Annotated in this window: 20 protein-coding genes and 1 pseudogene; 6 read left to right on the forward strand and 15 right to left on the reverse strand. The window is 59.4% G+C overall.

Translation table 11 applies throughout. The features are described 5' to 3' along the window. Positions 1 to 7: 7 nt before the first annotated feature. Positions 8 to 2,905: a bifunctional diguanylate cyclase/phosphodiesterase gene (locus FGL86_RS00770; RefSeq protein ID WP_147182808.1), complete on the forward strand. Its 2,898-nt coding sequence runs from the start codon at positions 8 to 10 to the stop codon at positions 2,903 to 2,905. A gap of 46 nt (positions 2,906 to 2,951) precedes the next feature. Next, entirely contained in the window at positions 2,952 to 3,800 is an 849-nt protein-coding gene (locus tag FGL86_RS00775) for a PEP-CTERM/exosortase system-associated acyltransferase (RefSeq protein WP_147182809.1), read from the forward strand. Here FGL86_RS00775 and FGL86_RS00780 read toward each other — a convergent pair whose 3' ends face one another. From FGL86_RS00780 to FGL86_RS00830, 11 genes are all read right to left on the reverse strand, one after another. Then, positions 3,801 to 4,523, reverse strand: a complete 723-nt coding sequence (locus FGL86_RS00780; RefSeq protein ID WP_147182810.1) for a trimeric intracellular cation channel family protein — start codon at positions 4,521 to 4,523, stop codon at positions 3,801 to 3,803. A gap of 43 nt (positions 4,524 to 4,566) precedes the next feature. Then, the gene (locus FGL86_RS00785) at positions 4,567 to 5,361 is read right to left on the reverse strand and encodes an ABC transporter ATP-binding protein (protein WP_147182811.1); all 795 of its coding nucleotides are present in this window, start codon (positions 5,359 to 5,361) and stop codon (positions 4,567 to 4,569) included. After that, positions 5,358 to 6,236: an ABC transporter permease gene (locus FGL86_RS00790; protein ID WP_147182812.1), complete on the reverse strand. Its 879-nt coding sequence runs from the start codon at positions 6,234 to 6,236 to the stop codon at positions 5,358 to 5,360. The genes FGL86_RS00785 and FGL86_RS00790 overlap by 4 nt, the downstream gene beginning before the upstream one ends. 80 nt (positions 6,237 to 6,316) lie before the next feature. Continuing rightward, complete coding sequence (locus FGL86_RS00795; RefSeq protein WP_147182813.1) at positions 6,317 to 7,291, reverse strand: ABC transporter substrate-binding protein; 975 nt, start codon at positions 7,289 to 7,291, stop codon at positions 6,317 to 6,319. A 152-nt stretch (positions 7,292 to 7,443) separates the two neighbouring features. Beyond that, entirely contained in the window at positions 7,444 to 8,577 is a 1,134-nt protein-coding gene (zapE, locus tag FGL86_RS00800) for a cell division protein ZapE (RefSeq protein ID WP_147182814.1), read from the reverse strand. Between the two features lie 26 nt (positions 8,578 to 8,603). Beyond that, complete coding sequence (gene cysK / locus FGL86_RS00805; protein ID WP_147182815.1) at positions 8,604 to 9,575, reverse strand: cysteine synthase A; 972 nt, start codon at positions 9,573 to 9,575, stop codon at positions 8,604 to 8,606. Positions 9,576 to 9,654: 79 nt separating this feature from the next. Then, the gene (astB, locus tag FGL86_RS00810) at positions 9,655 to 11,007 is read right to left on the reverse strand and encodes an N-succinylarginine dihydrolase (RefSeq protein ID WP_147182816.1); all 1,353 of its coding nucleotides are present in this window, start codon (positions 11,005 to 11,007) and stop codon (positions 9,655 to 9,657) included. After that, a complete protein-coding gene (gene astD / locus FGL86_RS00815) occupies positions 11,004 to 12,473 on the reverse strand; it encodes a succinylglutamate-semialdehyde dehydrogenase (RefSeq protein ID WP_147182817.1) in 1,470 nt (489 codons plus the stop codon). The genes astB and astD overlap by 4 nt, the downstream gene beginning before the upstream one ends. 25 nt (positions 12,474 to 12,498) lie before the next feature. Beyond that, the gene (gene astA, locus FGL86_RS00820) at positions 12,499 to 13,533 is read right to left on the reverse strand and encodes an arginine N-succinyltransferase (protein WP_147182818.1); all 1,035 of its coding nucleotides are present in this window, start codon (positions 13,531 to 13,533) and stop codon (positions 12,499 to 12,501) included. Next, complete coding sequence (locus FGL86_RS00825; RefSeq protein ID WP_147182819.1) at positions 13,533 to 14,624, reverse strand: arginine N-succinyltransferase; 1,092 nt, start codon at positions 14,622 to 14,624, stop codon at positions 13,533 to 13,535. The genes astA and FGL86_RS00825 overlap by 1 nt, the downstream gene beginning before the upstream one ends. 6 nt (positions 14,625 to 14,630) lie before the next feature. Then, positions 14,631 to 15,845: an aspartate aminotransferase family protein gene (locus FGL86_RS00830; protein WP_147182820.1), complete on the reverse strand. Its 1,215-nt coding sequence runs from the start codon at positions 15,843 to 15,845 to the stop codon at positions 14,631 to 14,633. 277 nt (positions 15,846 to 16,122) lie between these two features. On the opposite strand from FGL86_RS00830, the gene FGL86_RS00840 reads away from it, so the two are divergent. The 3 genes from FGL86_RS00840 to FGL86_RS00850 all read left to right on the forward strand — a co-directional run bounded on the left by FGL86_RS00840 (position 16,123) and on the right by FGL86_RS00850 (position 17,581). Then, entirely contained in the window at positions 16,123 to 16,461 is a 339-nt protein-coding gene (locus tag FGL86_RS00840) for a nucleotidyltransferase domain-containing protein (protein ID WP_147182821.1), read from the forward strand. Next, positions 16,458 to 16,874 (forward strand): HEPN domain-containing protein, encoded by a 417-nt coding sequence (locus FGL86_RS00845; RefSeq protein ID WP_222433780.1) that lies wholly within the window; start codon positions 16,458 to 16,460, stop codon positions 16,872 to 16,874. Before FGL86_RS00840 ends, FGL86_RS00845 begins: the two co-directional genes overlap by 4 nt. Positions 16,875 to 16,948: 74 nt before the next feature. Then, positions 16,949 to 17,581, forward strand: coding sequence for a class I SAM-dependent methyltransferase (locus FGL86_RS00850; RefSeq protein ID WP_147182822.1), 633 nt, complete (start codon positions 16,949 to 16,951; stop codon positions 17,579 to 17,581). Here FGL86_RS00850 and rluF read toward each other — a convergent pair. The 3 genes from rluF to fabV form a co-directional block, all read right to left on the reverse strand. Next, positions 17,561 to 18,478 carry a 23S rRNA pseudouridine(2604) synthase RluF gene (rluF, locus tag FGL86_RS00855; protein ID WP_147182823.1) on the reverse strand — a complete coding sequence of 306 codons (918 nt, stop codon included), beginning with the start codon at positions 18,476 to 18,478 and terminating at the stop codon, positions 17,561 to 17,563. The two genes, FGL86_RS00850 and rluF, sit on opposite strands and share 21 nt — an antisense overlap. Before the next feature lie 105 nt (positions 18,479 to 18,583). Further along, entirely contained in the window at positions 18,584 to 18,793 is a 210-nt protein-coding gene (locus FGL86_RS00860; protein ID WP_147182824.1) for a hypothetical protein, read from the reverse strand. A 38-nt stretch (positions 18,794 to 18,831) separates the two neighbouring features. Then, the gene (gene fabV, locus FGL86_RS00865) at positions 18,832 to 20,034 is read right to left on the reverse strand and encodes an enoyl-ACP reductase FabV (protein ID WP_147182825.1); all 1,203 of its coding nucleotides are present in this window, start codon (positions 20,032 to 20,034) and stop codon (positions 18,832 to 18,834) included. Between the two features lie 208 nt (positions 20,035 to 20,242). On the opposite strand from fabV, the pseudogene FGL86_RS00870 reads away from it, so the two are divergent. Beyond that, positions 20,243 to 20,635, forward strand: a pseudogene (locus FGL86_RS00870) (DUF7079 family protein). A gap of 15 nt (positions 20,636 to 20,650) precedes the next feature. Here FGL86_RS00870 and FGL86_RS00875 read toward each other — a convergent pair. Further along, on the reverse strand, positions 20,651 to 21,154 hold the full coding sequence (locus tag FGL86_RS00875; protein WP_147182826.1) for a glutathione peroxidase: 504 nt from the start codon (positions 21,152 to 21,154) through the stop codon (positions 20,651 to 20,653). Between the last annotated feature and the right edge of the window lie 17 nt (positions 21,155 to 21,171).

Consider the following 21,171-nt stretch of genomic DNA (forward strand, 5'->3'; position numbering starts at 1 on the left):
GAAACCCATGAGTTCTAGATCCCCAAATATCTGGCGATTCAGCCTGACCTGGCGTGTCATCGCCTTGACCAGCCTGTTATTGCTGGGCCTGGCTACCCTGTTTACCTTTGTCAGCCGTAACAACTTGATCCAACTGTTCGAAGATTCTCGAACGGCATACCACGAACGCCAAATAGGTGAAATTCAATTAGCTCTTAGCCGTTCCGCGGACGCCCTGCGCCAACTAGCAGCGTTAGTTGCAGCCTCAGCGCCACTCGGTTCGGCCTTGGTCGAGGGTGACCCAGAGCTGGTTGCCGATGCGTTTTCCGCGGAATGGCCGGCCTTGCAGCTGGAAACGGGTATCGACGAGCTAAGAGTTTTTGCTGCGGACGGTCGGAATATGGCTACTTGGGGAGAAGGGCTCATCGATGACACCCCGTTCGCCGAGGAATGGGCCAAACAGGTGATCGATACCGAGCAACCCCTGACCGAACTCCGCTGCGCCCTCACCTGCCAGCAATACGCGGCGGTGCCCATTCTGGTCAACGGCAAAAGCCTGGGCACGGTCGTTGCGTCACGCTCGCTGATCGACGTCATTCGGCAGACCAAGCAGGTCTCCGGTAGCGATGTTGCATTGATGATCGCCGATACGCTAACCCCCCTGAGCGTCGCCCCAGAACGCAATATTGAGCCTTGGAGCGGCCATCTCGTCGCCTTGACTCAGTACCGTAATACTCTGCCGATTATTCAATATGCCGCCAAACAGGCGTCCTTGAAACGCCTGACCTCCGCGCCTCTTCAACTCGCCTACCAGCAGGGTAGCTACGAAATCATGGCATATCGCTTGACGGAGGCAACCCAGCTCGACAACCAAAGCTACCTGCTGCTGATCTCCGATGTTTCGGCTCAGCTTGCCGTCATCAATCGCAACACTCGAAACTTTCTATTGATCGCGGTAGCCGGCTGGCTGGCCGCAGAGCTATTACTGCTTTTCATCCTGTGGAAACCGACCGCTCGCCTACGGCGGTTATCTCGCGTGCTGCCGGCACTGGCGGAGCGAGGATTCGATACCGTGCGCGCCAAGATCCCTCGACCGCGTCATCGCTTTGCAGATGAAATCGATGTCATGGAAACGACGACCCTGGATCTTTCCGATCAGTTGGAGTCCCTGGAACAGACGGTGTATTCCAGAAGCAAGGAACTCGCCGAACGGATACAGGAACTTGCCAGGGAGCGTGATTTTATCGGTAGCCTGCTGGATACCGCGGAAGTCTTTATTCTAGCGAAGGATGGAGAGGGCCGTATCACCTTGGCCAACGAGCACGCTCAAACGGTCCTCGGTCTTGATCAGAATGCGTTACTTGGAAAATGCTTCGATGAATTCTTTAAAAGTAATACAGCAATGTCCATCGGCGATTCAGCGCTATTACTGGATGCGGCTTCACCGAACTCGGTGTATCGGCAGATTGAAGAAACCACCCTCTTCATCCAGAACAAGCAGCCATGCACCATTGCATGGAGCCACGCAATACTGAATAACGCACCGGACGGCATCAGCACCAGTATTTCCGTGGGTCTCGATATTACCGCGCGCAAGCTTGCAGAATCTCGCCTGACCTGGCTAGTTCAGCGGGACCCATTGACGGAGCTTTACAATCGCCGCTATTTCCAGGAGGCATTGGGAAAAGCCTTGAGCGTCCAACAATCCGGCATCCTGCTGTTCCTGGATCTGGACCAATTCAGAGACGTCAACGAACTCAGCGGTCATAACACCGGCGATAAACTATTAAAGCTTGTGGCCAAAGCGCTTCAACGCGAATTCAGCTATGAAGGCGTTGTCGCGCGTCTAGGCGGTGATGAATTCGCGCTACTGGTCGAAGGAATAGATACAGAACAAGGTATCGCCATTGCAAAACGAATCAATCAGGTACTTGAAGGCATCAGCCTGACCATATCGGGTCGTCATCATCGTGCTCTGGCCAGCATCGGCATCGCCAGCTACCCGGAGCACGGCACCACGCCGGCGGAACTGATGGCCAACGCGGACATGGCAATGTATCAAGCGAAAAGTAACGGACTTCAACGCTGGCATCTACTCACGACACCGGAAGACGCGCGAGAGCAGCTACAAAACCGAGTCTACTGGACGGAATGCCTACGTCACGCCCTTGTCAATGATGGCTTCGAACTATTCGTTCAACCTATCGTTCAGTTGAAGGATGGTGAGGCGCGTCACTATGAAGTACTGCTGCGCATGCTCGACAAGCATGGAAATCTTATCTCCCCTCAACATTTTATTCCGATAGCTGAACAGAGCGGTCAGATCATCGCCCTGGATCGCTGGGTACTTCGCAAGAGCCTGAAACTTCTACATGCGATAGCCGACAGGAATGTGAGCCTCGCCGTTAATCTCTCCGGTCAGACGCTTCACGACGATAGCTTGAAACAATATCTGGCGGATGAGCTAGCCGCCAGCGGTGCAAACCCGCATCGGCTGATACTCGAAGTAACAGAAACTGCCGCCGTGACGGATTTTTCTATCGCCAGGGGCGTATTGCAAGGCATACGCGAGCTGGGCTGCCGTACCGCACTGGACGACTTTGGTGTCGGCTTCAGCGGCTTCAATTATCTGGGCCAGCTGCCGGTCGACTATATCAAGATCGACGGCTCTTTTATTCATACGCTGCGAACCAGTTCCGAGAGCCAGGTGATTGTCAAAGCGATCGCGGATATCGCCAACGGTTTCAACAAGCTTACCATTGCCGAATTTGTCGACAACGAAGCTCTGATTCCGATGCTAAAAGAGTATGGAATCACCTATGGACAAGGTTTTTATCTTGGACGCCCTCAACCTTTGAACAAAGTATTCGACATATCAATGAAAGACATACACAGGATTTCAAGTAGTAAAAAAAACTACTCTTAGAATCTAAGTAAAAGCATACTAATTACCTCAAAAAGGAAAACTGAGAATGAAAGAATTAGAAAAAAAGGAGGTGTTGATCAAAAAAAGTAGAAATAATTACTTTCAAAGCTTCAGCAGAAATTTCAAATTTAAACTAGCAATCAGTCAAGAAGATAAGAATCGTGTTTACGGTTTGCGCTATAAGGTTTTTTGTCAGGAGCTGAAAGGAGATATGCCACAAGATAGAATACGTGGCCTTGAGTACGATCATTATGACCTACGATCTATACTTTGTTTTATCGAGCATGCGAGAACCGGGATTATTGCAGGGTGTATGCGTCTAATCATGCCCTGCATCAAAGATCCTTGTAACCTGCAACGTCTTTCACTCGAGGATCTTGTCCCAGCTGAAAGTTATGTCAGCAAACTTAACCCTTATATAATACCTCGCAACGAGCTTTGCGAAGTTTCCAGACTTGCCATTTCTCCTCTATTTAGAAAAAATAGTAAAAAAAACCTGTGCAATCAAACAGAAGTTAATGAGCTATTTACCCAAAAAGAAATCGAAGATTTTTCTTATTTAGTTGTTGGCTTATTCTTGGCGACCTATGCTCTAGTAGGCCTGACAAATAGACGTCACGTTTATGCTTTTATGGAAGAAAGATTGCCACGCCTTCTCTCACGCTCTGGATTTTATTTTGATGGAGTTAGCAAGACAATTGAATTTCACGGAAAACGCAAGGTATTTTATATAGATCATTCTCAGGCAGAAAAAGAAATGCATGAGTCTTTAAAACCGTTGTATAAACGTATCTGGCAAGAGTTAGAACCGCAGCTTGCTATTCTGATGAAAAAACAACCCAAATTAGCAAACGCAAGCTCTCCTTTAGCTGCTTTGGTTAAAGCATCAGTCTGATCAACGCTTCCTACGCCGAGATTGTTCCGGCCGAATCATCTTGACTCGTGCTTTTCGCCGAGTGGGCAAGGATAAACCGGTCTCGGCTTCTTTTTTCGGCGCCTCGGGGCTTTCCACCCAGGCGAAGGTGGGCAGGGAAAGCCCCCAATATATTGCCGCAAGGCGCATGCCTAGCGTGGTGGCTAGCGCCAGACCGATGGCAGGCACGTGATTCAATCCGACGGTAAACAGACCGGCATAGACGACGCCACCGGCAATCGAGGCGGTGGCGTAGATTTCCTGACGTAGCACCATCGGCACGCGATGCGCCAGCAAATCCCGGGTCATTCCGCCAGCCACTCCGGTCATCAATCCCATCAGTACCGCAACGATACCGGCGTGGCCCAGCACCAGCGCCTTGTGAGAGCCGATTACCGTGAACAACGCCAGCCCAAAAGCATCCGTTACCGGAAGGAAAGTGCGCGTCAAGCGATGGATATAGTGAAACCCGAGAATGGACAGGGACACCGTGGCCAGTATGACCCAGAGATAGCTCGGCGCCGCCACCCAGAAAACCGGCACGCCTAGCACCAGATCCCGCAGAGTGCCGCCGCCGATTCCGGTTACCGCCCCCAGCACCAGCATGCCGAAGGGATCCATGCGCGACTGGCAGGCGATGATCACGCCGGAAAAGGCGAATATCGTGACGCCGGCCAGATCCAGCCAATAGATCAACCCGCTCATGGCTCTTCCTCCAACTTAATTTACCGCTCTGGGCTTGTCTGACCTAACCCAATAACAAGGTATCATCGTCGACCTTCCCGCCCTTGGCACGCTCGAACAGCTTGAGCAGATCCGGCACGTCCAGAATCTTGCGCTCGTCTCCGCTGACATCGAAGACCACTCGGCCTTGATCCATCATGATGGTGCGATCTCCCACGTCCAGGGCCTGACGCATGCTGTGGGTGACCATCAGGGCGGTCAGGGACTGCTCGCGAATGATCTCCGCGGAAAGCGTCAGCACGAAGGCGGCAATGCGCGGGTCCAGCGCTGCGGTATGCTCGTCCAGCAGCAGGATTTCCATGGGCTGCAACGCCGCCATCAACAGGCTGACCGCCTGACGCTGTCCGCCGGATAACAGCCCGATGCTGTCATGCAGCCGATTCTCCAGTCCCAGCCCCAGCCGTGCCAGATTATCGCGAAAGCGCTGGCGCAGCGCCCTGTCGAGAGTACTCCCAAGACGCCTGCGTCGCCCCCGGGCGCAGGCCAGGGCCAGGTTCTCTTCCAGGGTCAGGCTGGCGCAGGTACCCGCCAGGGGATCCTGATAGACCCGAGCCACCAGGCCGGCCCGGCGAAAGGTGGGCAGCCGCGTGACGTCCTTATTGCCGATACAAACCTTGCCCCGCTCGGCCATCACTTCCCCAGCCAGCACGTTGAGCAGGGTGGACTTGCCCGCGCCGTTGCCGCCAATCACCGTGACGAAATCGCCGTTGGCGATTTTCAGATCGATGCCCTTGAGCACCGGATTCTCCAGCGGCGTGCCCGGGTTGAAGGTGACGTGGATATCCTCGAGTTCGATCATGCGCGCCGCCTCCGCTTGAATCTTGGCAATACCAGGGCGAAGCCCACCAGCAAGGCGGTGACCAGGTTCAAATCCTGGGCCTCGAGGCCGATGAAATCCGCGCTGAGCGCCAGCGCCACCATGATCCGGTAGAGAATCGAACCGAAGATGCAGGCCAGGGTCGCCATGAAGATACTCCGCCCGGGCAACAGCGACTGACCGCCGATCACCGCCGCCAGCCCCACCACGATGGTGCCGACCCCCATGGTCACGTCCGCGCTCCCCTGGCTTTGAGCAAAAAGCGCGCCCCCCAGGGCTACAAGCGCATTGGAAAGCGCCATGCCCATCAGCACCATGCGGTCCGTATTGATGCCGTTGCCGGAGGCCATACGGGGATTTTCCCCAGTGGCGCGCATTGCCAGCCCCACTTCGCTATTGAGAAAGCGATTGAGCAGCGCGGTCACCAAGGCGAGGCCCACCAGAATAGCCAAGGGATAAAGGATATAGCGGCTGACCGGCAGCGTATCCAGCGGCGTGAAGACGGTTTCTTCCGTCAGCAGCGCGATATTAGGCCGTCCCATGATGCGCAGATTGACGGAATACAGCGCGATCATGGTCAGAATACTGGCCAGCAGATTGAGAATATTCAGCTTGACCGCCATCCAGGCGGTGATGATACCCGCCAGACTCCCGGCAAGCATGGCAAACAGAATGCCTATCCAGGGATTGCCTCCCCCGACGATCCACACCGCCGCCACTGCCGCACCCAAGGGAAAGCTGCCGTCCACGGTCAGATCGGGAAACTCCAGTACCCGAAAGGAAAGATAAACCCCCAGCGCGACGAAGCCGAAGATCAGCCCCAGTTCCAGGGCGCCAAGAAATGCAATCAGACTCATTGACTATCCATAAGAGACAAGCCATGACAGAGAAAGAGGGAGCTTGGCTCCCTCTGAAATGGCGTTTCCAAGGTGAAGAGTTATTCGATGATCTTGACCGCGCGTTCTTTCAGCGCCTCGGGAAGCTCGTAGCCGATGGCATCCGCGGCGTTCTGATTGAGCATCAGTTCGAGTTTTTCCACGGTGCCTACTGGCAGTGATCCTGCCTTTTCGCCTTCGAGCACCTTGGCGATCAACTCCCCGGTCTGGCGCCCCATATCGTAGTAACTGAAGCCGAGTGCCGCCAGGGCACCACGCTCCACGGAGGCGTTATCGCCGGTGAAGACCGGAATGTCCGCGTCGTAACCGACCTTGATGACTCCCTCAAGGGCGGACACCACGGTATTATCCACTGGTACGTAGATCGCGTCCGCCCGGCCCGCCAGGCTACGCGCCGCCCCCATCACTTCCGACGTCCTGGACGCACTGGCTTCCACCAGTTGCATATCCATTTCCTTGGTCAGTTGCTTGAGCGTCTCGATCTGGGAAACCGAATTGGCCTCCCCTGGGTTGTAGATCACCCCCAGGCGCTTGGCGTCCGGGAACATTTCCTGAATCAGTTCGAGCTGCTGCTCGAGCGGCGGCGCATCGATGACCCCGGTGATATTACCGCCGGGATTCTGCATGTCGTTGACCAGCTTGGCCGCCAGGGGATCCGTTACCGCGGTAAAGACAATCGGTGTATCCCGCAGCGCCGCGGCAGCGGATTGAGCGGAAGGCGTGCTGATCGCCAGCACCACGTCCGGATTCTGTCCAGCAAACTTGCGCGCGATCTGAGCGGCGATGGCGGTATTGCCCTGGGCGTTCTGGAAATCCACCTCGAGATTGTCGCCTTCCTTGTAGCCGCGCTCGGCGAGCTCATCCAGCGCCCCCTGCCGGCTGGCATCCAGGGAAGGATGCTCGACGATCTGAGTGATGCCAAGCGTGTAGGTCTGCGCCTGAGCGCCTCCCGCCAGCAGCAGGGAACCCAGCACCACGCCCAATAATTTACGTTTTATCAATATATTAGATCCCATATCGCCCCCTGATTGACGTGAGCCGCTAGCGCCAAGACGCTGAATCGGCCACAAGATGTTTCTAGTTGTATCTGTTTACCCAGCCACCATACCGCGCGGCTCGGGCCTAGCCAAGCACGCCGCTGTCAACGCGACCAATCGTTAGCACGGCCCTATTCGGCGTCACGCCGAGGGAAGCGCTTTAGCTGCATTTCCTGCAGACGACTCAGCGTGCGTCGGAAGGGAAAGGTCAGATAGCCTTCCGAGTACAACTCATCCAAGGCAACCTCTGCCTCGATATACAGTGGAATTCCTCGGTCGTAACATTCATCCACCAAGGCAATGAACCGGCGGACGCTATCGTCTTGTGAAGCGAGTGGCGGCAAGTGACGATCGCCGGTCGCCACCTGTACCGGGGCATCCTCCGTACCTCGTGCGATCCGGCCTGCCTGAGTCTTGCCCTCTAGCCGGGGTACCTCGCTCAGCAGCAGATGATCATAGCGTTCACCGAGGGTGATAAAATCCAGCGCCGACAGCGTCTGCTCGCACAGCGCCGCGAAGCGACACCACAGCACCGTCTCGCTGCGGCGAATCACCGGAATTCGACGGTTTCCCAGCTCGATCGGGTGATCCCAGGCGGGCCTTCCGGCATTCAACTCCTCGAATACCGCCGCCAGCGGGCTGGGCCTGCCTTCCTCGATCACCCAGTAACGGCAATGACTCGCGCCGGGATGCAACCGGTGATCCTGGCCGCCGTCCACGTTGACTACCCGAGTGTGGCGCTTGATCGCCTCGATGGCCGGCAGGAAACGCTCGCGGTTGAAGCCATCCGCGTAAAGCTGATCCGGCGCCTGATTGGAGGTCGCCACCAGCACTACACCCCGGGCGAACAAGGCCTCGAACAGCCGTCCCAGCAGCATGGCATCGGCGATATCCTCGACCTGCAGCTCATCGAGACACAGCACCCGCCATTTCTCGTTCAGCTCCCGGGCCAACAGATCGAGGGGGTTGGCGCTGCCGGAGAAATGAAAGAGACGCCGATGCACCCAGCGCATGAAGTGGTGAAAGTGCTGGCGCCAGGCAGGCAACTCGAGACCCGCATGAAAGCGGTCCATCAGCCAGGTCTTTCCGCGCCCCACCGGCCCCCAGAGATAAACCCCGTTGATACGCTCGTCGAAAGACGCCTGGTGGAGCGCCCGGCGACAGTCGGTCAGTTGGATCGCCGCCCCACGCTGGGCGGCATCCGGCTGAAAAAGACCGCGCTCGACGGCGCGGTCATAGATCTCTAATGGAGATGGCTTACTCATGATGACGGTGGAAAGCTGACAGGAGCCTATTGCACCGTCTCCTGCTCACCGAAGCGGCCGGCGAACAGGACGGAACTCAGATAACGCTCCGCCGCGTCCGGCAGCACCACGACGATATTCTTGCCGCGATGCTGGGCCTGCTGACCGACCCGCACCGCCGCCGCCACCGCGGCGCCACAGGAAATCCCGCACAGGATGCCTTCTTCCTGCATCAGCCGGTGGGTCATGGCGATGGCGTCTTCGTTGCTCACGGTCTCGACCTGATCCACCTGGCTCATATCCAGGTTCTTGGGCACGAATCCCGCACCCAGCCCCTGAATCTTGTGGGGAGACGGCGTGAGTTCCTCGCCGTTGCGGGTCTGGCTGATGACCGGCGAGTCCGTCGGTTCCACCGCCACCACGGTGATCGGCTTTCCCTGAGCCTGCTTGATATAACGGGATACCCCGGTCAGGGTACCGCCGGTGCCCACGCCGGCGACCAGGATATCGATCTCGCCGTCCGTATCGTTCCAGATTTCCGGCCCGGTGGTGGTCTCGTGAATCTTGGGATTGGCCGGATTCTCGAACTGCTGGGGCAGGAAGTACTTGTCCGGCTCCGCCGCCGCCATATCTTCTGCCTTGGCGATGGCGCCGGACATGCCCTTGGCGGGCTCCGTCAGTACCAGTTCCGCTCCTAGCGCCTTGAGCACCTGGCGCCGCTCCAGGCTCATGGAGGCGGGCATGGTCAGCACGATGGGATAGCCTCGAGCGGCGGCGACGAAGGCCAGGGCGATGCCGGTATTACCGCTGGTCGGCTCGATGATGGTCATGCCCGGCTTGAGCACGCCGCGCTCTTCTGCGTCCCAGATCATCGAAGCGCCGATACGGCACTTGACGCTATAGGCCGGATTGCGTCCTTCGATCTTGGCCCAGATGGTCGCGCCGTCGTTGACTCGATTGAGCCGCACCAGCGGCGTATTGCCGATGGCCTGAGAATTGTCGTCGTAGATACGTGCCATGAAACCCTCCTGATAAGAACGCCTGTGACCAGGACATGAGAAGCATCATAGCACTCGCCGACCCGGCCGGTGGAAGCGATCAGGCGCCCTGCTGAAAGGGATAGACGGAGCCGATCTCGAGAATCCCGGTCAGCTCGTCCAGGGCCGCCAGGGTTTCCCGGGCCAACTGTGGATCCGCCAGGTATTCCGGCGCCAGCTCTTCCCGATAGTGACGCTCGACCCAGCCCACCAGTTCAGCGTACAGGTCATCGTTCAGCAGCACCCGGCCGGAAAGCGCCCGGCGCTCCGCCTCGCTCAACACCACCCGCAGCCGCAGACAGGCCGGGCCGCCGCCGTTACGCATGCTTTGCTTGACGTCCTTGACCAGCACCTCGCCGATGGGGTTGGGCCCCGCCAGCAGCAGATCCTGAATGGTGCGCCATACGCCGTCATTGGTCTGGCATTCCCCAGGCACTACCAGGGTCATGGAGCCGTCCGCGTTGGCCAGCAACTGAGAGTTGAAAAGGTAGGTCGCCACTGCGTCTTCGAGACTCACCGCCTCCTCGGGCACTCGTACTGGAATCAACGGCGTTCCCAGCTTGGCGCGCAGTTCATCCAAGGTCCGCTCTTCGTCGAGAAACGCCATCTCGTGATAGAGCAGCACCGGCCCGTTACCCACGCTGATCACGTCGTTATGAAACACCCCGGCGTCGATGGCCCGAGGATGCTGCTGGGCAAAGACGACTTGTCGTTCTTCCAGACCGTGCTGGCGGGCGATGGCCTGGCTCGCCTCCCGGGTCTGGCGAGCCGGGTAGCGACTCGGCGCCACGGCACCGCCCAAGGCCTGGCGACCGTAGACGAACAGATGTATCCCGGAAGCGCCATAATCGTCGCCAACCAGATCGCAAAAGCGCGTGTGATTGGCGGCGCCCTCGTCGGCAAACGCAGGCGTCGCCGGCAAGGCGGGATGATGGGCAAAATGCGCCTCGTCCTTGAAGATCGCCGCCAGCACCTGGCCGGTAGTGCGGGGCTCCAGGAAGCGATGAAAACTCGATTGCAGATTGGCGGGGGTGAAATGCACCCGGCCATCGCGCACGTCTGCGCTAGGCGTCACCGTCGCCGCGTTGGCGGTCCACATGCTGGAGGCGGAACAGGCCGCCCGCAAAAGCTGCGGCGCTTCCTTGGCGGCGCGCTCCAGTACCGTGGAATCGCTGCCCTGAAAGCCGAGATCACGAAGCGCGTCCAGGTCCGGGCGCTGCTGGGGCGGCAGTACGCCCTGGGCATAGCCCGCTTCCATCAGCGACTTCATCTTCGCCAAGCCCTGCAGGGCGGCTTCCCGGGGTCGGGATACTTGCCCCCCGTGAGCCATGGACGCAACGTTGCCGTGAGCCAGGCCGGAATAGTTATGAGTCGGTCCGACCAGGCCATCGAAATTGATTTCTTTGGTGCTCATAACGTCAGCCCCGGCGGTAGTTGATCCGGCATCGCCAGAGTCTCCGCTTCCATGGACGCCACCGGATAGGCGCAGTAGTCCGCCGCATAGTAGGCGCTGGGGCGATGGTTGCCGCTTTCTCCCACGCCGCCGAAGGGCGCGTCTCCGGAAGCGCCGGTGGTCTGACGATTCCAGTTGACGATGCCCGCGCGAATGCGCAGCAGGAAGTCGTCCCAGTCGTCACGCTCACCGCCGATCAGCCCGGCGGAAAGCCCGTAGCGGGTATCGTTGGCAAGCGCGATGGCCTCGTCCCAGTTTCGATAGCGATAGACCTTGAGCAGCGGGCCGAAATGCTCCTCGTCCGGAATCTCCAGGCCGGTCACGTCCAGCAGCGCCGGAGACAGTAGGCTGGTGCCCTCCTCCAGGCGCCGCATGCGCACCAGCACCGTGGCGCCCTGGGCCTCCAGCGCCTGCTGGGCGGAAAGCAAGCCTTCCGCCGCCTGAGAGCTGACCAGGCCAGCATAGAACGGCGGCGGCTCGCTGAACTGTCCGGCAACATGAAGTTGCCGCATGGCGGTGATCAGGGCCTCGAGCAGCCGATCGCCGACCTCGCCTTTCGGCACGATCAAGCGGCGGGCGCAGGTGCAGCGCTGTCCGCCGGACAGGAACGCGGATTGCAGGATGGTCAGCACCGCGGCCGCCTGATCCGGCACGCTCCTGATCACCAGCGGATTGTTACCGCCAAGCTCCAGGGCAAGAATCTTGTCGAGCTGCCCGGCAAACTGGCGGTGAAGCATGCCTCCCACCTTGGCGCTGCCGGTAAACAGCAGTCCGTCGATATCCGGCGACCCGGCCAGAGCCTGACCCACCGAAACGGCACCTTGCACCAGATTGAGAACGCCGCTCGGCAGACCAGCTTCCTGCCAGCACTGCAGGGTCAGGTCCGCGGTAAGCGGCGTCTGCTCGCTGGGCTTGAACACCACGCAGTTGCCCGCCAGCAGCGCCGGGACGATATGGCCGTTGGGCAGGTGGCCGGGGAAATTGTAGGGGCCGAAGACCGCCATCACCCCGTGGGGCCGATGTCTCAAGACGGCCTTGGCACCGGCAACCTCCTTCTCCCGCTGGCCGGTGCGCTCCCGGTAGGCGGCAATCGACAGAGCTACCTTGCCGATCATTGCCCCCACTTCGGTACGCGCTTCCCACAAGGGCTTGCCGGTTTCCCCGGCAATGGCCCGGGCCAGGGGCTCCTTGCGAGCTTCCAGCACCTCGCGAAAGCACTCCACCAACGCCTGACGCGCTTCGAAGGGGCGCCTTGCCCAGTCCGGGAAGGCTCCCCGGGCGGCGATAATCGCTGAAGTCACCTGATCGCTGCTGGCGCCGGCTCCTTGCCACAGCGCATCGCCGGAGACCGGATCCCGTTTGGTGAAGGACTTCGCATTGCCCATGACCCAGTCGTTGCCGATCAGTAGTTGTTGCTTGGGTTGCATTTTTCCTCCTGGTCCTTCTGGGCTTCTAGGTTTCGAGCACACGCAGCGTATCGCCGCTGCGGACGTTCAGGCGCTTCGCTTCCTGTTCCGTGAGCGTGATCACGCCCTCATCGCCGGGGCCGCGGTCCAGCCAGGCGGCGCGAAAATCCAGCATGTTGGTGGTGGCCGCCAACCAGCTCGGTCGTTCCTCTCCAGGTTTTGATTTCTCTACTATCTCGACCTGACAGCGTCGGGACACCCGTATCGCCCGCACGTCGTCGATATAGGCCTCCACCGTGGGGCCACCGTCGAAGATATCGATATAGCCTTCCCAGCGCAGCCCCTCCTTCTTGAGCATTTCCAGGGCCGGGCGGGTCTGCTCGTGGACCTGGCCGATACAGGCCCGGGCTTCCTCGGAAAGAAAGGGCGTATAGATCGGGAACTTCGGCATCAACTCGCCGATGAAGCTCTTCTGGCCAAGGCCGGTCAGACGATCCGCTTCCTCGAAGTCCAGCGGGAAGAAATGGCTGCCTAGACACTGCCAGAACGGACTCTTGCCCTCCGCGTTGAAGACGCCGCGCATTTCCGCCAGCACCTTGTCCGGGAAGCGGTCGCGAAACTCCGCCATGAACAGCCACCGCGCCTTGGACAGCAGCGCGCCGTTGCGCTGATGCCGCCGGTCGACGCCGCGATATTCCGGGCGCAAAAACAGCGAGGCGACTTCCGCGTTGCCAGTATGGTCCGAGCTCAGAAACAGGGTATCAATGGTGCGATGCAGATCGAGCTGTACCGAGGAGTGCGCCAGGGTGCCCAGATGATAATGATAGAAGGGAATCTCTCGACCTACCTGGGCCTCGATGGCGCAGCAGCCGGCGAGCTCGCCCTCCTCTTCGTCTTCCAGCACGAAGAAATACAGCCGGTCGTCTACCGGGGTGCGTTCCTCGAAGGCCTGGGCGGCGGTTTCGATCTTTCTGGCCAGGAATTCCCGGTTGTCCGGCAGGGAGGTAAAGCCGACGCCGGTCTGCCGAGCCAGCACCTGCAGGCCGTCCAGATCGCCCCGGGCAATGGGTCGAATGCGCATCACAGCTCTCCTTTGTCCGGGGCAGTGGGCAGATCCAGCGGCGCGGCAAGGATCGCGCGGCCCTCCTCGACTCCGAGCACCTCCGCATGCTCTGGCGACAGCATCAGTTGCCCGGTAGGTGATAACGCGTAGGGTGCCACCACGCAGCGAAAGTCCTCGCGCTTCTGATTGGCCACCAGCGCCGGCTCCGTGTCCGGCAGGGATTCTTCCGGGCGAATCCGTACCGGATGCCAGCTCGCCCGGCGCAGGGTTTCCAGACGAAAGCGCTCGCCCTTGACCACCGGTCCCGCATCGAAGATATCCACATGGCGGGAGCGCTGGAAACCCTCCGCGAGCATCTCCGCCAGGGCGCGCTCGTGCTGAGGATGCTCACGGCCAATGGCCGCCCGGGCCTGGGACGTGAGCAGCGGCAGATAAAGCGGAAACTGCGGCATTACCTCGGCGATGAAGCTTTTCGATCGCACCCCGGCGATATGATTGATCTCCTCGTAATTACGCACGAAGAAATGCCGCCCGACGCTGTTCCAGAACGGCGATTCCCCTTGGGCGTCCAGAAAGCCGGGGAACGCCACCGCCAGCATCTCCGCGAAGCGCTCCGGATACTGAGCGATGAACATCAGCCGTGACCGGCGCAGCAGGCTTTCCGCGCTGGTGCCTTGATAGCCCGGATCCAGGGACAGCGCGCACAGCAGTGTGGCATCGGAGACCTCGTGAGACAGGGCCAGGGTCTGCACCTCCCGACGCACGTTGAGCTGCTGGGAGGCGTGAATCAGGGTTTCCTGACGGTAGGTGTAGTAGGCGTCCCGGGCCCCGGCCAGGGCCCGAAGGGTGGCGGTACCCACCACCGTCTGACGCTCCCGATCCTCGAGGACGAAGGTGTAATGCTCGTCGCCGGGAAACTCCACCTCCCGGCGGAAGGCATCGTTCGAGCGGGAGATACGCTCCTCGAGTCGGTCCCTATGCGCCGGCAGGTTGGTCAGCCGTGGTATCGCTACCTCTGCCAGCCGCTCCAGGGCCGGCAGGTCCGTATGCCGGGCCGGGCGCACCATCAGGACGGCGGTGAGTGAAGCCTGGGGAGTTCGCTCACGCATAAGCGGTTATCCCTTGACGACGAGCTTGGCGATGGCTCGCTCCAGTCGCGCCATGCCCTCACTGATGTCTTCCTCGGGAATCACCAGGGAGGGCGCCAGGCGCAGCACATTGGGACCGGCGATAAGCGCCATCATGCCCTCCTCGATGGCCAGGGGCAGGATGTCCTTGGCGCGACCTTCGTAATCCGGCGTCATCTGAGCGCCCATCAGCAGGCCCATACCGCGAATTTCCTGAAATACGCCATGCTGGCGATTGATGGTCTCCAGATGCTCCCGAATCAGTTCGTGACGCTTGGCGACGCCTTCCAGCACTTCCGGGGTATCGATATGCTCCACCGCTGCCAGGGCCACCGCGGAGGCCAGCGCGTTGCCTCCATAGGTGGAGCCGTGAGTGCCCAAGGTGAACACCTTAGCCACCTTATCGGTGGTCAGCATCGCCGCCACCGGGAAGCCGCCCCCCAAGGACTTGGCGCTGGTCAGAATGTCCGGGATCACACCGTAATGCATGTAGGCATACAGCTTGCCTGTACGTCCGGCGCCGGTCTGCACCTCGTCGAAGATCAAAAGCGCTTCGTGCTCGTCGCACAATTCGCGCAGCCCTTCGAGGAATTCCTGGGTCGCCGGAACGATACCGCCTTCGCCCTGCATGGGTTCGACCATCACCGCGCAGGTGTCGTCCCCCATCAGCTCGCGTGCCTGATCGAGGTTGTTGAACTCCGCGTGCAGGATGCCTCCGGGCACCGGACCGAAGCCTTGGGAATACTTGGGCTGGCCGCCAACGCTGACGGTAAAGAAGGTGCGCCCGTGGAAGGACTGACGAAAGGAAATGATCTTGTCCTTGTGCTCGCCGAAGGTGTCATGGGCATAGCGCCGGGCCAGCTTGAGCGCCGCCTCGTTGGCTTCGCCGCCGGAGGAGCATAGATAAACCTTATCGGCGAAGGTACGCTCCACCAGGGATTTGGCAAGCTTCAACGCCGGCTCGTTGGTATAGACGTTGGACAGGTGCCACAGCCTGTCCGCCTGTTCCTTGAGTGCCCCCACCAGCACCGGATGGCAATGGCCCAGCGCGTTGACCGCGATACCACCGGCGAAGTCGATGTATTCGCGACCTTCCTGATCCCACAGACGGCTCCCCGCGCCACGCACGGGTATCACCTGTTGCGGGGCATAGTTGGGCACCATGTAGCGATCGAAATCTTCACGGCTCGGCGTCGTGCTCATACCGGCATTCTCCCTATCAATTAACAAATGCTTGATCATCGAGTATAGGTAGTCTACTCCAGACGCGCATTTCAGTAATGAGTCAACGAATCACGAATCGCGGTTACACTGGCTGTCTGTTAGCGCCATCGGGAATTCAGTTTGCCATGTTCAACACCACCGCCTGGAACCGTCTGCGTTATTCACTTTATGCGCCGATTTATGATCTGGTGGCGGATTGAACAGCGCCGCGGATGAAAAAATGGCAACATGACTGCAATACGCCTTGGAGCCTGACATGCGCCGCCTTGACCATGACACGAAAGAAGCTGTCCAGCGCTTTCTCGCTTTGATAGCCAGTCATTACGACATGGCCGGAGCCATCGTCTATGGCAGCCGTGCACGGGGTACGCACCGTCCCGACAGCGATGCGGATGTTGCCGTGTTGTTGAAGGGAAAGCCCCAACGATTCTTGACCACTAAGCTTGCGATGGCAGACATAGCCTTTGACATACTGCTGGAAACAGGCGTCAACATTTCTCCGCTACCGATATGGCTCGAAGAATGGGAGCATCCCGAGAACTACTCGAACCCTGCCCTGCTTCAAAATATCGTTAGAGAGGGAATTCGTCTGTGAGCAGTCAGTTGACTCCAACTGCTTTGATGACCAAGGCGAGTCGTGCTTGCGCTTCCGCAAACGTCCTGCTCGAGCTGGGTGATGTGGATGGCGCCTGCAACCGAGCCTACTATGCCATGTTCGATGCGGCTCGGGCTGCTCTGCTGGCATCCAATGCGCCGATCAAATCCGATATTGGCAGGACTCACAAAGGCCTTCTCAATGCCTTCAGCGATCACCTCATCAAAAATGGACCGATTCCTAGGGAAATGGGTCGGCTTCTGAAACGTGCCGAGGAAACTCGCCTGATTGCCGACTACAGAAGCGACTCGGTGGAATTGAATGACGCAATGCAGTTGGTAGAGCAGGCCGAAACCTTCGTCGCGGCTATGCAAGCCAAGTTTATATCCGACGCTATCGACAGTGATAATTGATGCAATGCGGCCATAAGGGACCTGACAAAAACTTTCAATATGCTCTAAACCCCAAACCCAGCGGGTACACGAAGATGCTCAACACCACCGCCTGGAACCGTCTGCGTTATTCACTTTATGCGCCAATCTACGATCTGGTAGCGGACCGGGCCTTTCGTCGGGCCCGCAAACGCGCCTTGGGCGCGGTGGATTTTCAGGCGGGTCAGCGAGTGCTGATCGTTGGGGCGGGCACCGGTCTCGATTTGCCTTATTTGCCACGAGATATCGAACTGCACGGCACCGACCTCTCGCCGGCGATGGTCAGGCGTTTCAAGGCGCGGGCGGAACATCTAGGCTTCGATTTCACCGCCCGAGCGATGGATGCGGAATTCCTCGATTATCCGGAGGGTTATTTCGACGTGGTGATCATGCATCTGATTCTGGCGGTAATGCCGAACCCGAAGCGCGGTATAAGCGAAGCTTACCGAGTGCTGGCGAAAGACGGCCAACTTTGCGTGATGGACAAGTTTCAGCCGGATAACCGGGCCGCGGGCTGGGGACGCCGGGCGCTCAACACGGTCTCAAGCGCCATCGCCACGGATATCACTCGCCAGGCGCGGCCTTTGCTGGAAGGCGCGGGCTTTGTTATCGAGCGGGACGAGCCGGTAATGATGGGGCAGCTGTTTCGCGCGCTGCTGGCACACAAGTCAGGAGCCGCCGCGGGGTGAGCGCCGAGTGGCTCGACGCTTGCCGGAGCCCTTGAATGCCGGCTTCCTGGTCAACGGACCTTTCTTCCCCGATGCTTCCCGCTTGCCAGAAGACTGGCGCTTGGTCGCACTCCGCCTGGGGGACGCCGCTCCAGGCTTGATCGTTGCCTTGCGCTTCGGTCGCGAAGCTTCCTCGGTCTTGCTGGAATTACCCAGTAGGCCCTCCAGGGTCGTCATTTCCGCAGGGCTCAGTTCACGCCATTGCCCTGTCGCCAGCCGGCCCAGTCGGATATTCATCAAGCGTACTCGCTTGAGATGCGTGACCTCGAAGCCCAGATATTCCGTCATGCGACGAATCTGGCGATTGAGACCCTGGGTCAGCACGATGGTAAAGCTGTTACTGCCGGTCTGGCGAACCTCGCAGGGCTGAGTGACGGTGCCGAGGATGGGAATGCCCGACCCCATGCGTTCGACGAAATCCGCTCCGATCGGGCGGTCGACGCGCACCTGGTACTCCTTCTCGTGAGCGTTGCCGGCACGCAGGATCTTGTTGACGATATCACCGTCGTTGGTCAACAGAATCAAGCCCTGGGAAGGTTTGTCGAGGCGTCCGATGGGAAAGATCCGCTGCGGATAGTTGACCGCATCGACGATATTCTCCGGCACTTCCGGGTCGGTGGTGCAGGTAATGCCCACCGGCTTGTTGTAAAGTAGGTAGACCGGCCTGGGCTTGGCCCGCAGCGGTTTGCCCCGCACCGTCACCCGATCGGAAGCATTGACGCGCATGCCCATCTCGGCCTTGCGCCCGTTGACTTTCACCGCGCCCTCTTCGATCAGCCGATCCGCCTCGCGTCGCGAAACGATCCCGGCTTCGCTGATGAACTTGTTGAGGCGTGTATCGCCGCTTTCCTGGGGCATGCGGAGTATCCGAGAGTAGTGGTCGAGTATCGGGGATTGAAACAGTGACGAGATATCCGCCGATCACGAGTGCACATTCGTGATCGGCGGAGAATATGGCAAACCTCAGAGACTCATGACGACGAAAAAGATCGCCACTAGAACCACCAGGGCCACGGAAAGGGGCAGCAGCCATATCAGGCTGCCTGCCGCCTGCCTGGCTTCATGCTGCTCCTCGTCCGGCTCTAGGTGCTCGAAGTCTTCCGGTTCGTTGACCTCTCTGAGATGCTGGAGCTCTTCTTGCGGCGTTTGACTCTCATTCTTGTGGTTATCCATCCGCCCACCTCCGCTGGTTTAAAAGAAGTGATGCGCTGTCAGTCGAGGGTGACGACATCGAATTCCACGACCGGGTTCACGTCCGCGTCGTAATCCACGTCATCACGCTCGAAACCGAACAGCTTGAGAAACTCATGCTTGTAACCAGCATAGTCGGTAATCGAGAACAGGTTGTCGCTGGTGACCTGAGGCCACAAATCCCGACAGGCCTGCTGCACGTCCTCGCGCAGTTCCCAGTCATCCAGTCGCAGCCGCCCTGCCTCATCCGTCTCCGGCGCGTTCTTGGCGTAAAGCTGCTCGCCAAACAGCCGATTGAGTTGGTCGATGGTGCCTTCGTGCAGCCCCTGTTCCTTCATGATGCGATAGACCATGGCGATATACAGCGGCATCACCGGAATGGCGGCGCTGGCCTGGGTCACCACGGATTTGAGCACCGCCACGTTGGCGCTACCGCCGCTTTTCTTGAGCCGAGCATCGATTTCCCTCGCGGCCCGATCCAGGTCTTCCTTGGCCTTGCCCAAGGCGCCATGCCAGTAGATCGGCCAGGTGATCTCGGTACCAATGTAGCTGAAGGCCACGCTGCGCGCCCCGTCCGCAAGAACGCCGGCCTGATCCAGGGCATCGATCCACAGCTCCCAATCCTCACCGCCCATCACTGCGATGGTATCGTCGATTTCCTGCTGGGTGGCGGGTTCGACTTCCGCCTCGATGATGGCGTCCTTGTTGGTGTCGATGGCAGTGGCGCGATAGGTTTCGCCGATGGGCTTGAGGGCAGAGCGCTTGAGCTCCCCGGAATCCGGCAGCTTGCGTACCGGCGACGCCAGGGAATAGATCACCAGATCCACCTGGCCGAGATCCTGCTTGATCAGCTCGATGGCCTTTTCCCGCGCCGCGTGGGAGAAGGCGTCGCCGTTGATCGACTTGCTGTAGAGCCCTTCCGCCTTGGCGAACTTGTCGAAGGCGGCTGAGTTGTACCAGCCCGCGGTGCCAGGCTTCTTCTCCGTCCCGGGCTTTTCGAAGAACACGCCCAGCGTATCGGCGCTGTAGCCGAAAGCCGCGGTGACCCGTGCCGCCAGGCCATAGCCGCTGGAAGCCCCGATCACCAGTACCTTCCTGGGGCCCTGATCCCTGTCCAAGCCGCGCTGACGTGTCGCCTGAATCTGTTCGAGCACGTTCTTCTCGCAGCCGACGGGATGGGTGGTGGTGCAGATGAAACCGCGAACCTTGGGTTTGATGATCACGCGAAACCTCACAAGCCGTTCATTGAAATGCCGTTCCTGCATTCTAGCGGCTCGATTCGGCGCTGTCCGCCTTGGGCTTGAGAGTAGTGCTCGAGAGTAGCGCTTGGGAGCAGGGCTCGAGAGTGACGCTTGAGAGTCGAAAAATCATGGCGCAAGATGCGATCACTTCATCGAATTCCACCGGGAGGAACCCATGGAGAAGCCACCCATGGACAGTCAAAGCCTGGTCGACCGACGCGGTGAACTGTGGCTGGCGCTGGCGCCCTTGTGGCTGGAGCGGGAGCCTCGGGAAAGCGATTAGGCCCACATGGTCGAAGTGATCGAGCGCCATCACCTGACGCTCAAGCAGTTGGAGTGGATCTTTCGCCTGGAACTGGCGCCGGTGCTGGCGCGTCACCAGGTGTCCGTGGCCGGCGAATGGCGAACCTTCAACGACCGCAAGCTGATGGGCCAGCTAGTTGCCCACAACAAGCGACTCACCGGCTGGCGGCTGGGCTTCTGGACGCTATTTTCCGGCTTGACCACCATGATGACCCGCCATCGCTGGAACGAACTGATGATGCGGCTGATGGAAAAGCGCGAGCTGGATGCCCCGCAGTAGATAAGACGCGCGAGCTTAGGTACCCGATGGAGAAAACGGCGCCTCCAAGGCGCGCTCCAGGTCGTCACGCATGACCTCGGCGTCGTCCTTGGGGCCGTAGCGTTTGAGAACGCGACCATCCCGCCCCACCAGGAACTTGGTGAAATTCCACTTGATCATGGTGGTGCCAAGCACCCCCGGCGCTTCGCGACGCAGCAGGCGAAACAGCGGATGAGCTCTGGGGCCATTGACCTTGACCTTTTCCATCAGGGGAAAGGTCACGCCATATTCGCGCTCGCCGAAGGCGCAGAAATCGAAGGCTGACTCCGGGGATTGACGTGCGAACTGATTGCAGGGAAACCCCAGCACCGTGAAGCCTTGACGATGATAGCGCCGATACAGGCCCTCCAATTCCTTGAGCTGGGGAGTAAAACCACAATGGCTGGCCACATTCACCACCAGCAGCACCTGGCCGCGCAAGGCGCGCAGATTGAAAGGCTCGCCGGAATGGGTGTAACAATCGACATCGTGGATACGCATATGAAAAACATTATCCT

Origin of the sequence: Pistricoccus aurantiacus (assembly GCF_007954585.1) — a bacterium.
Taxonomy (GTDB): domain Bacteria; phylum Pseudomonadota; class Gammaproteobacteria; order Pseudomonadales; family Halomonadaceae; genus Pistricoccus; species Pistricoccus aurantiacus.

Bases quoted from the DNA above. Each gene is read 5' to 3' on its own strand.
- FGL86_RS00785 (WP_147182811.1), bottom strand. From the start codon at position 5,361: ATGATCGAACTCGAGGATATCCACGTCACCTTCAACCCGGGCACGCCG.
- zapE (WP_147182814.1), bottom strand. From the start codon at position 8,577: ATGAGTAAGCCATCTCCATTAGAGATCTATGACCGCGCCGTCGAGCGC.
- FGL86_RS00850 (WP_147182822.1), top strand. From the start codon at position 16,949: ATGCTCAACACCACCGCCTGGAACCGTCTGCGTTATTCACTTTATGCG.
- FGL86_RS00770 (WP_147182808.1), top strand. From the start codon at position 8: ATGAGTTCTAGATCCCCAAATATCTGGCGATTCAGCCTGACCTGGCGT.
- astD (WP_147182817.1), bottom strand. From the start codon at position 12,473: ATGCAACCCAAGCAACAACTACTGATCGGCAACGACTGGGTCATGGGC.
- FGL86_RS00795 (WP_147182813.1), bottom strand. From the start codon at position 7,291: ATGGGATCTAATATATTGATAAAACGTAAATTATTGGGCGTGGTGCTG.
- FGL86_RS00860 (WP_147182824.1), bottom strand. From the start codon at position 18,793: ATGGATAACCACAAGAATGAGAGTCAAACGCCGCAAGAAGAGCTCCAG.
- FGL86_RS00780 (WP_147182810.1), bottom strand. From the start codon at position 4,523: ATGAGCGGGTTGATCTATTGGCTGGATCTGGCCGGCGTCACGATATTC.
- FGL86_RS00840 (WP_147182821.1), top strand. From the start codon at position 16,123: ATGCGCCGCCTTGACCATGACACGAAAGAAGCTGTCCAGCGCTTTCTC.
- rluF (WP_147182823.1), bottom strand. From the start codon at position 18,478: ATGCCCCAGGAAAGCGGCGATACACGCCTCAACAAGTTCATCAGCGAA.
- FGL86_RS00875 (WP_147182826.1), bottom strand. From the start codon at position 21,154: ATGCGTATCCACGATGTCGATTGTTACACCCATTCCGGCGAGCCTTTC.
- FGL86_RS00790 (WP_147182812.1), bottom strand. From the start codon at position 6,236: ATGAGTCTGATTGCATTTCTTGGCGCCCTGGAACTGGGGCTGATCTTC.
- FGL86_RS00830 (WP_147182820.1), bottom strand. From the start codon at position 15,845: ATGAGCACGACGCCGAGCCGTGAAGATTTCGATCGCTACATGGTGCCC.
- FGL86_RS00825 (WP_147182819.1), bottom strand. From the start codon at position 14,624: ATGCGTGAGCGAACTCCCCAGGCTTCACTCACCGCCGTCCTGATGGTG.
- astA (WP_147182818.1), bottom strand. From the start codon at position 13,533: ATGCGCATTCGACCCATTGCCCGGGGCGATCTGGACGGCCTGCAGGTG.
- FGL86_RS00775 (WP_147182809.1), top strand. From the start codon at position 2,952: ATGAAAGAATTAGAAAAAAAGGAGGTGTTGATCAAAAAAAGTAGAAAT.
- cysK (WP_147182815.1), bottom strand. From the start codon at position 9,575: ATGGCACGTATCTACGACGACAATTCTCAGGCCATCGGCAATACGCCG.
- astB (WP_147182816.1), bottom strand. From the start codon at position 11,007: ATGAGCACCAAAGAAATCAATTTCGATGGCCTGGTCGGACCGACTCAT.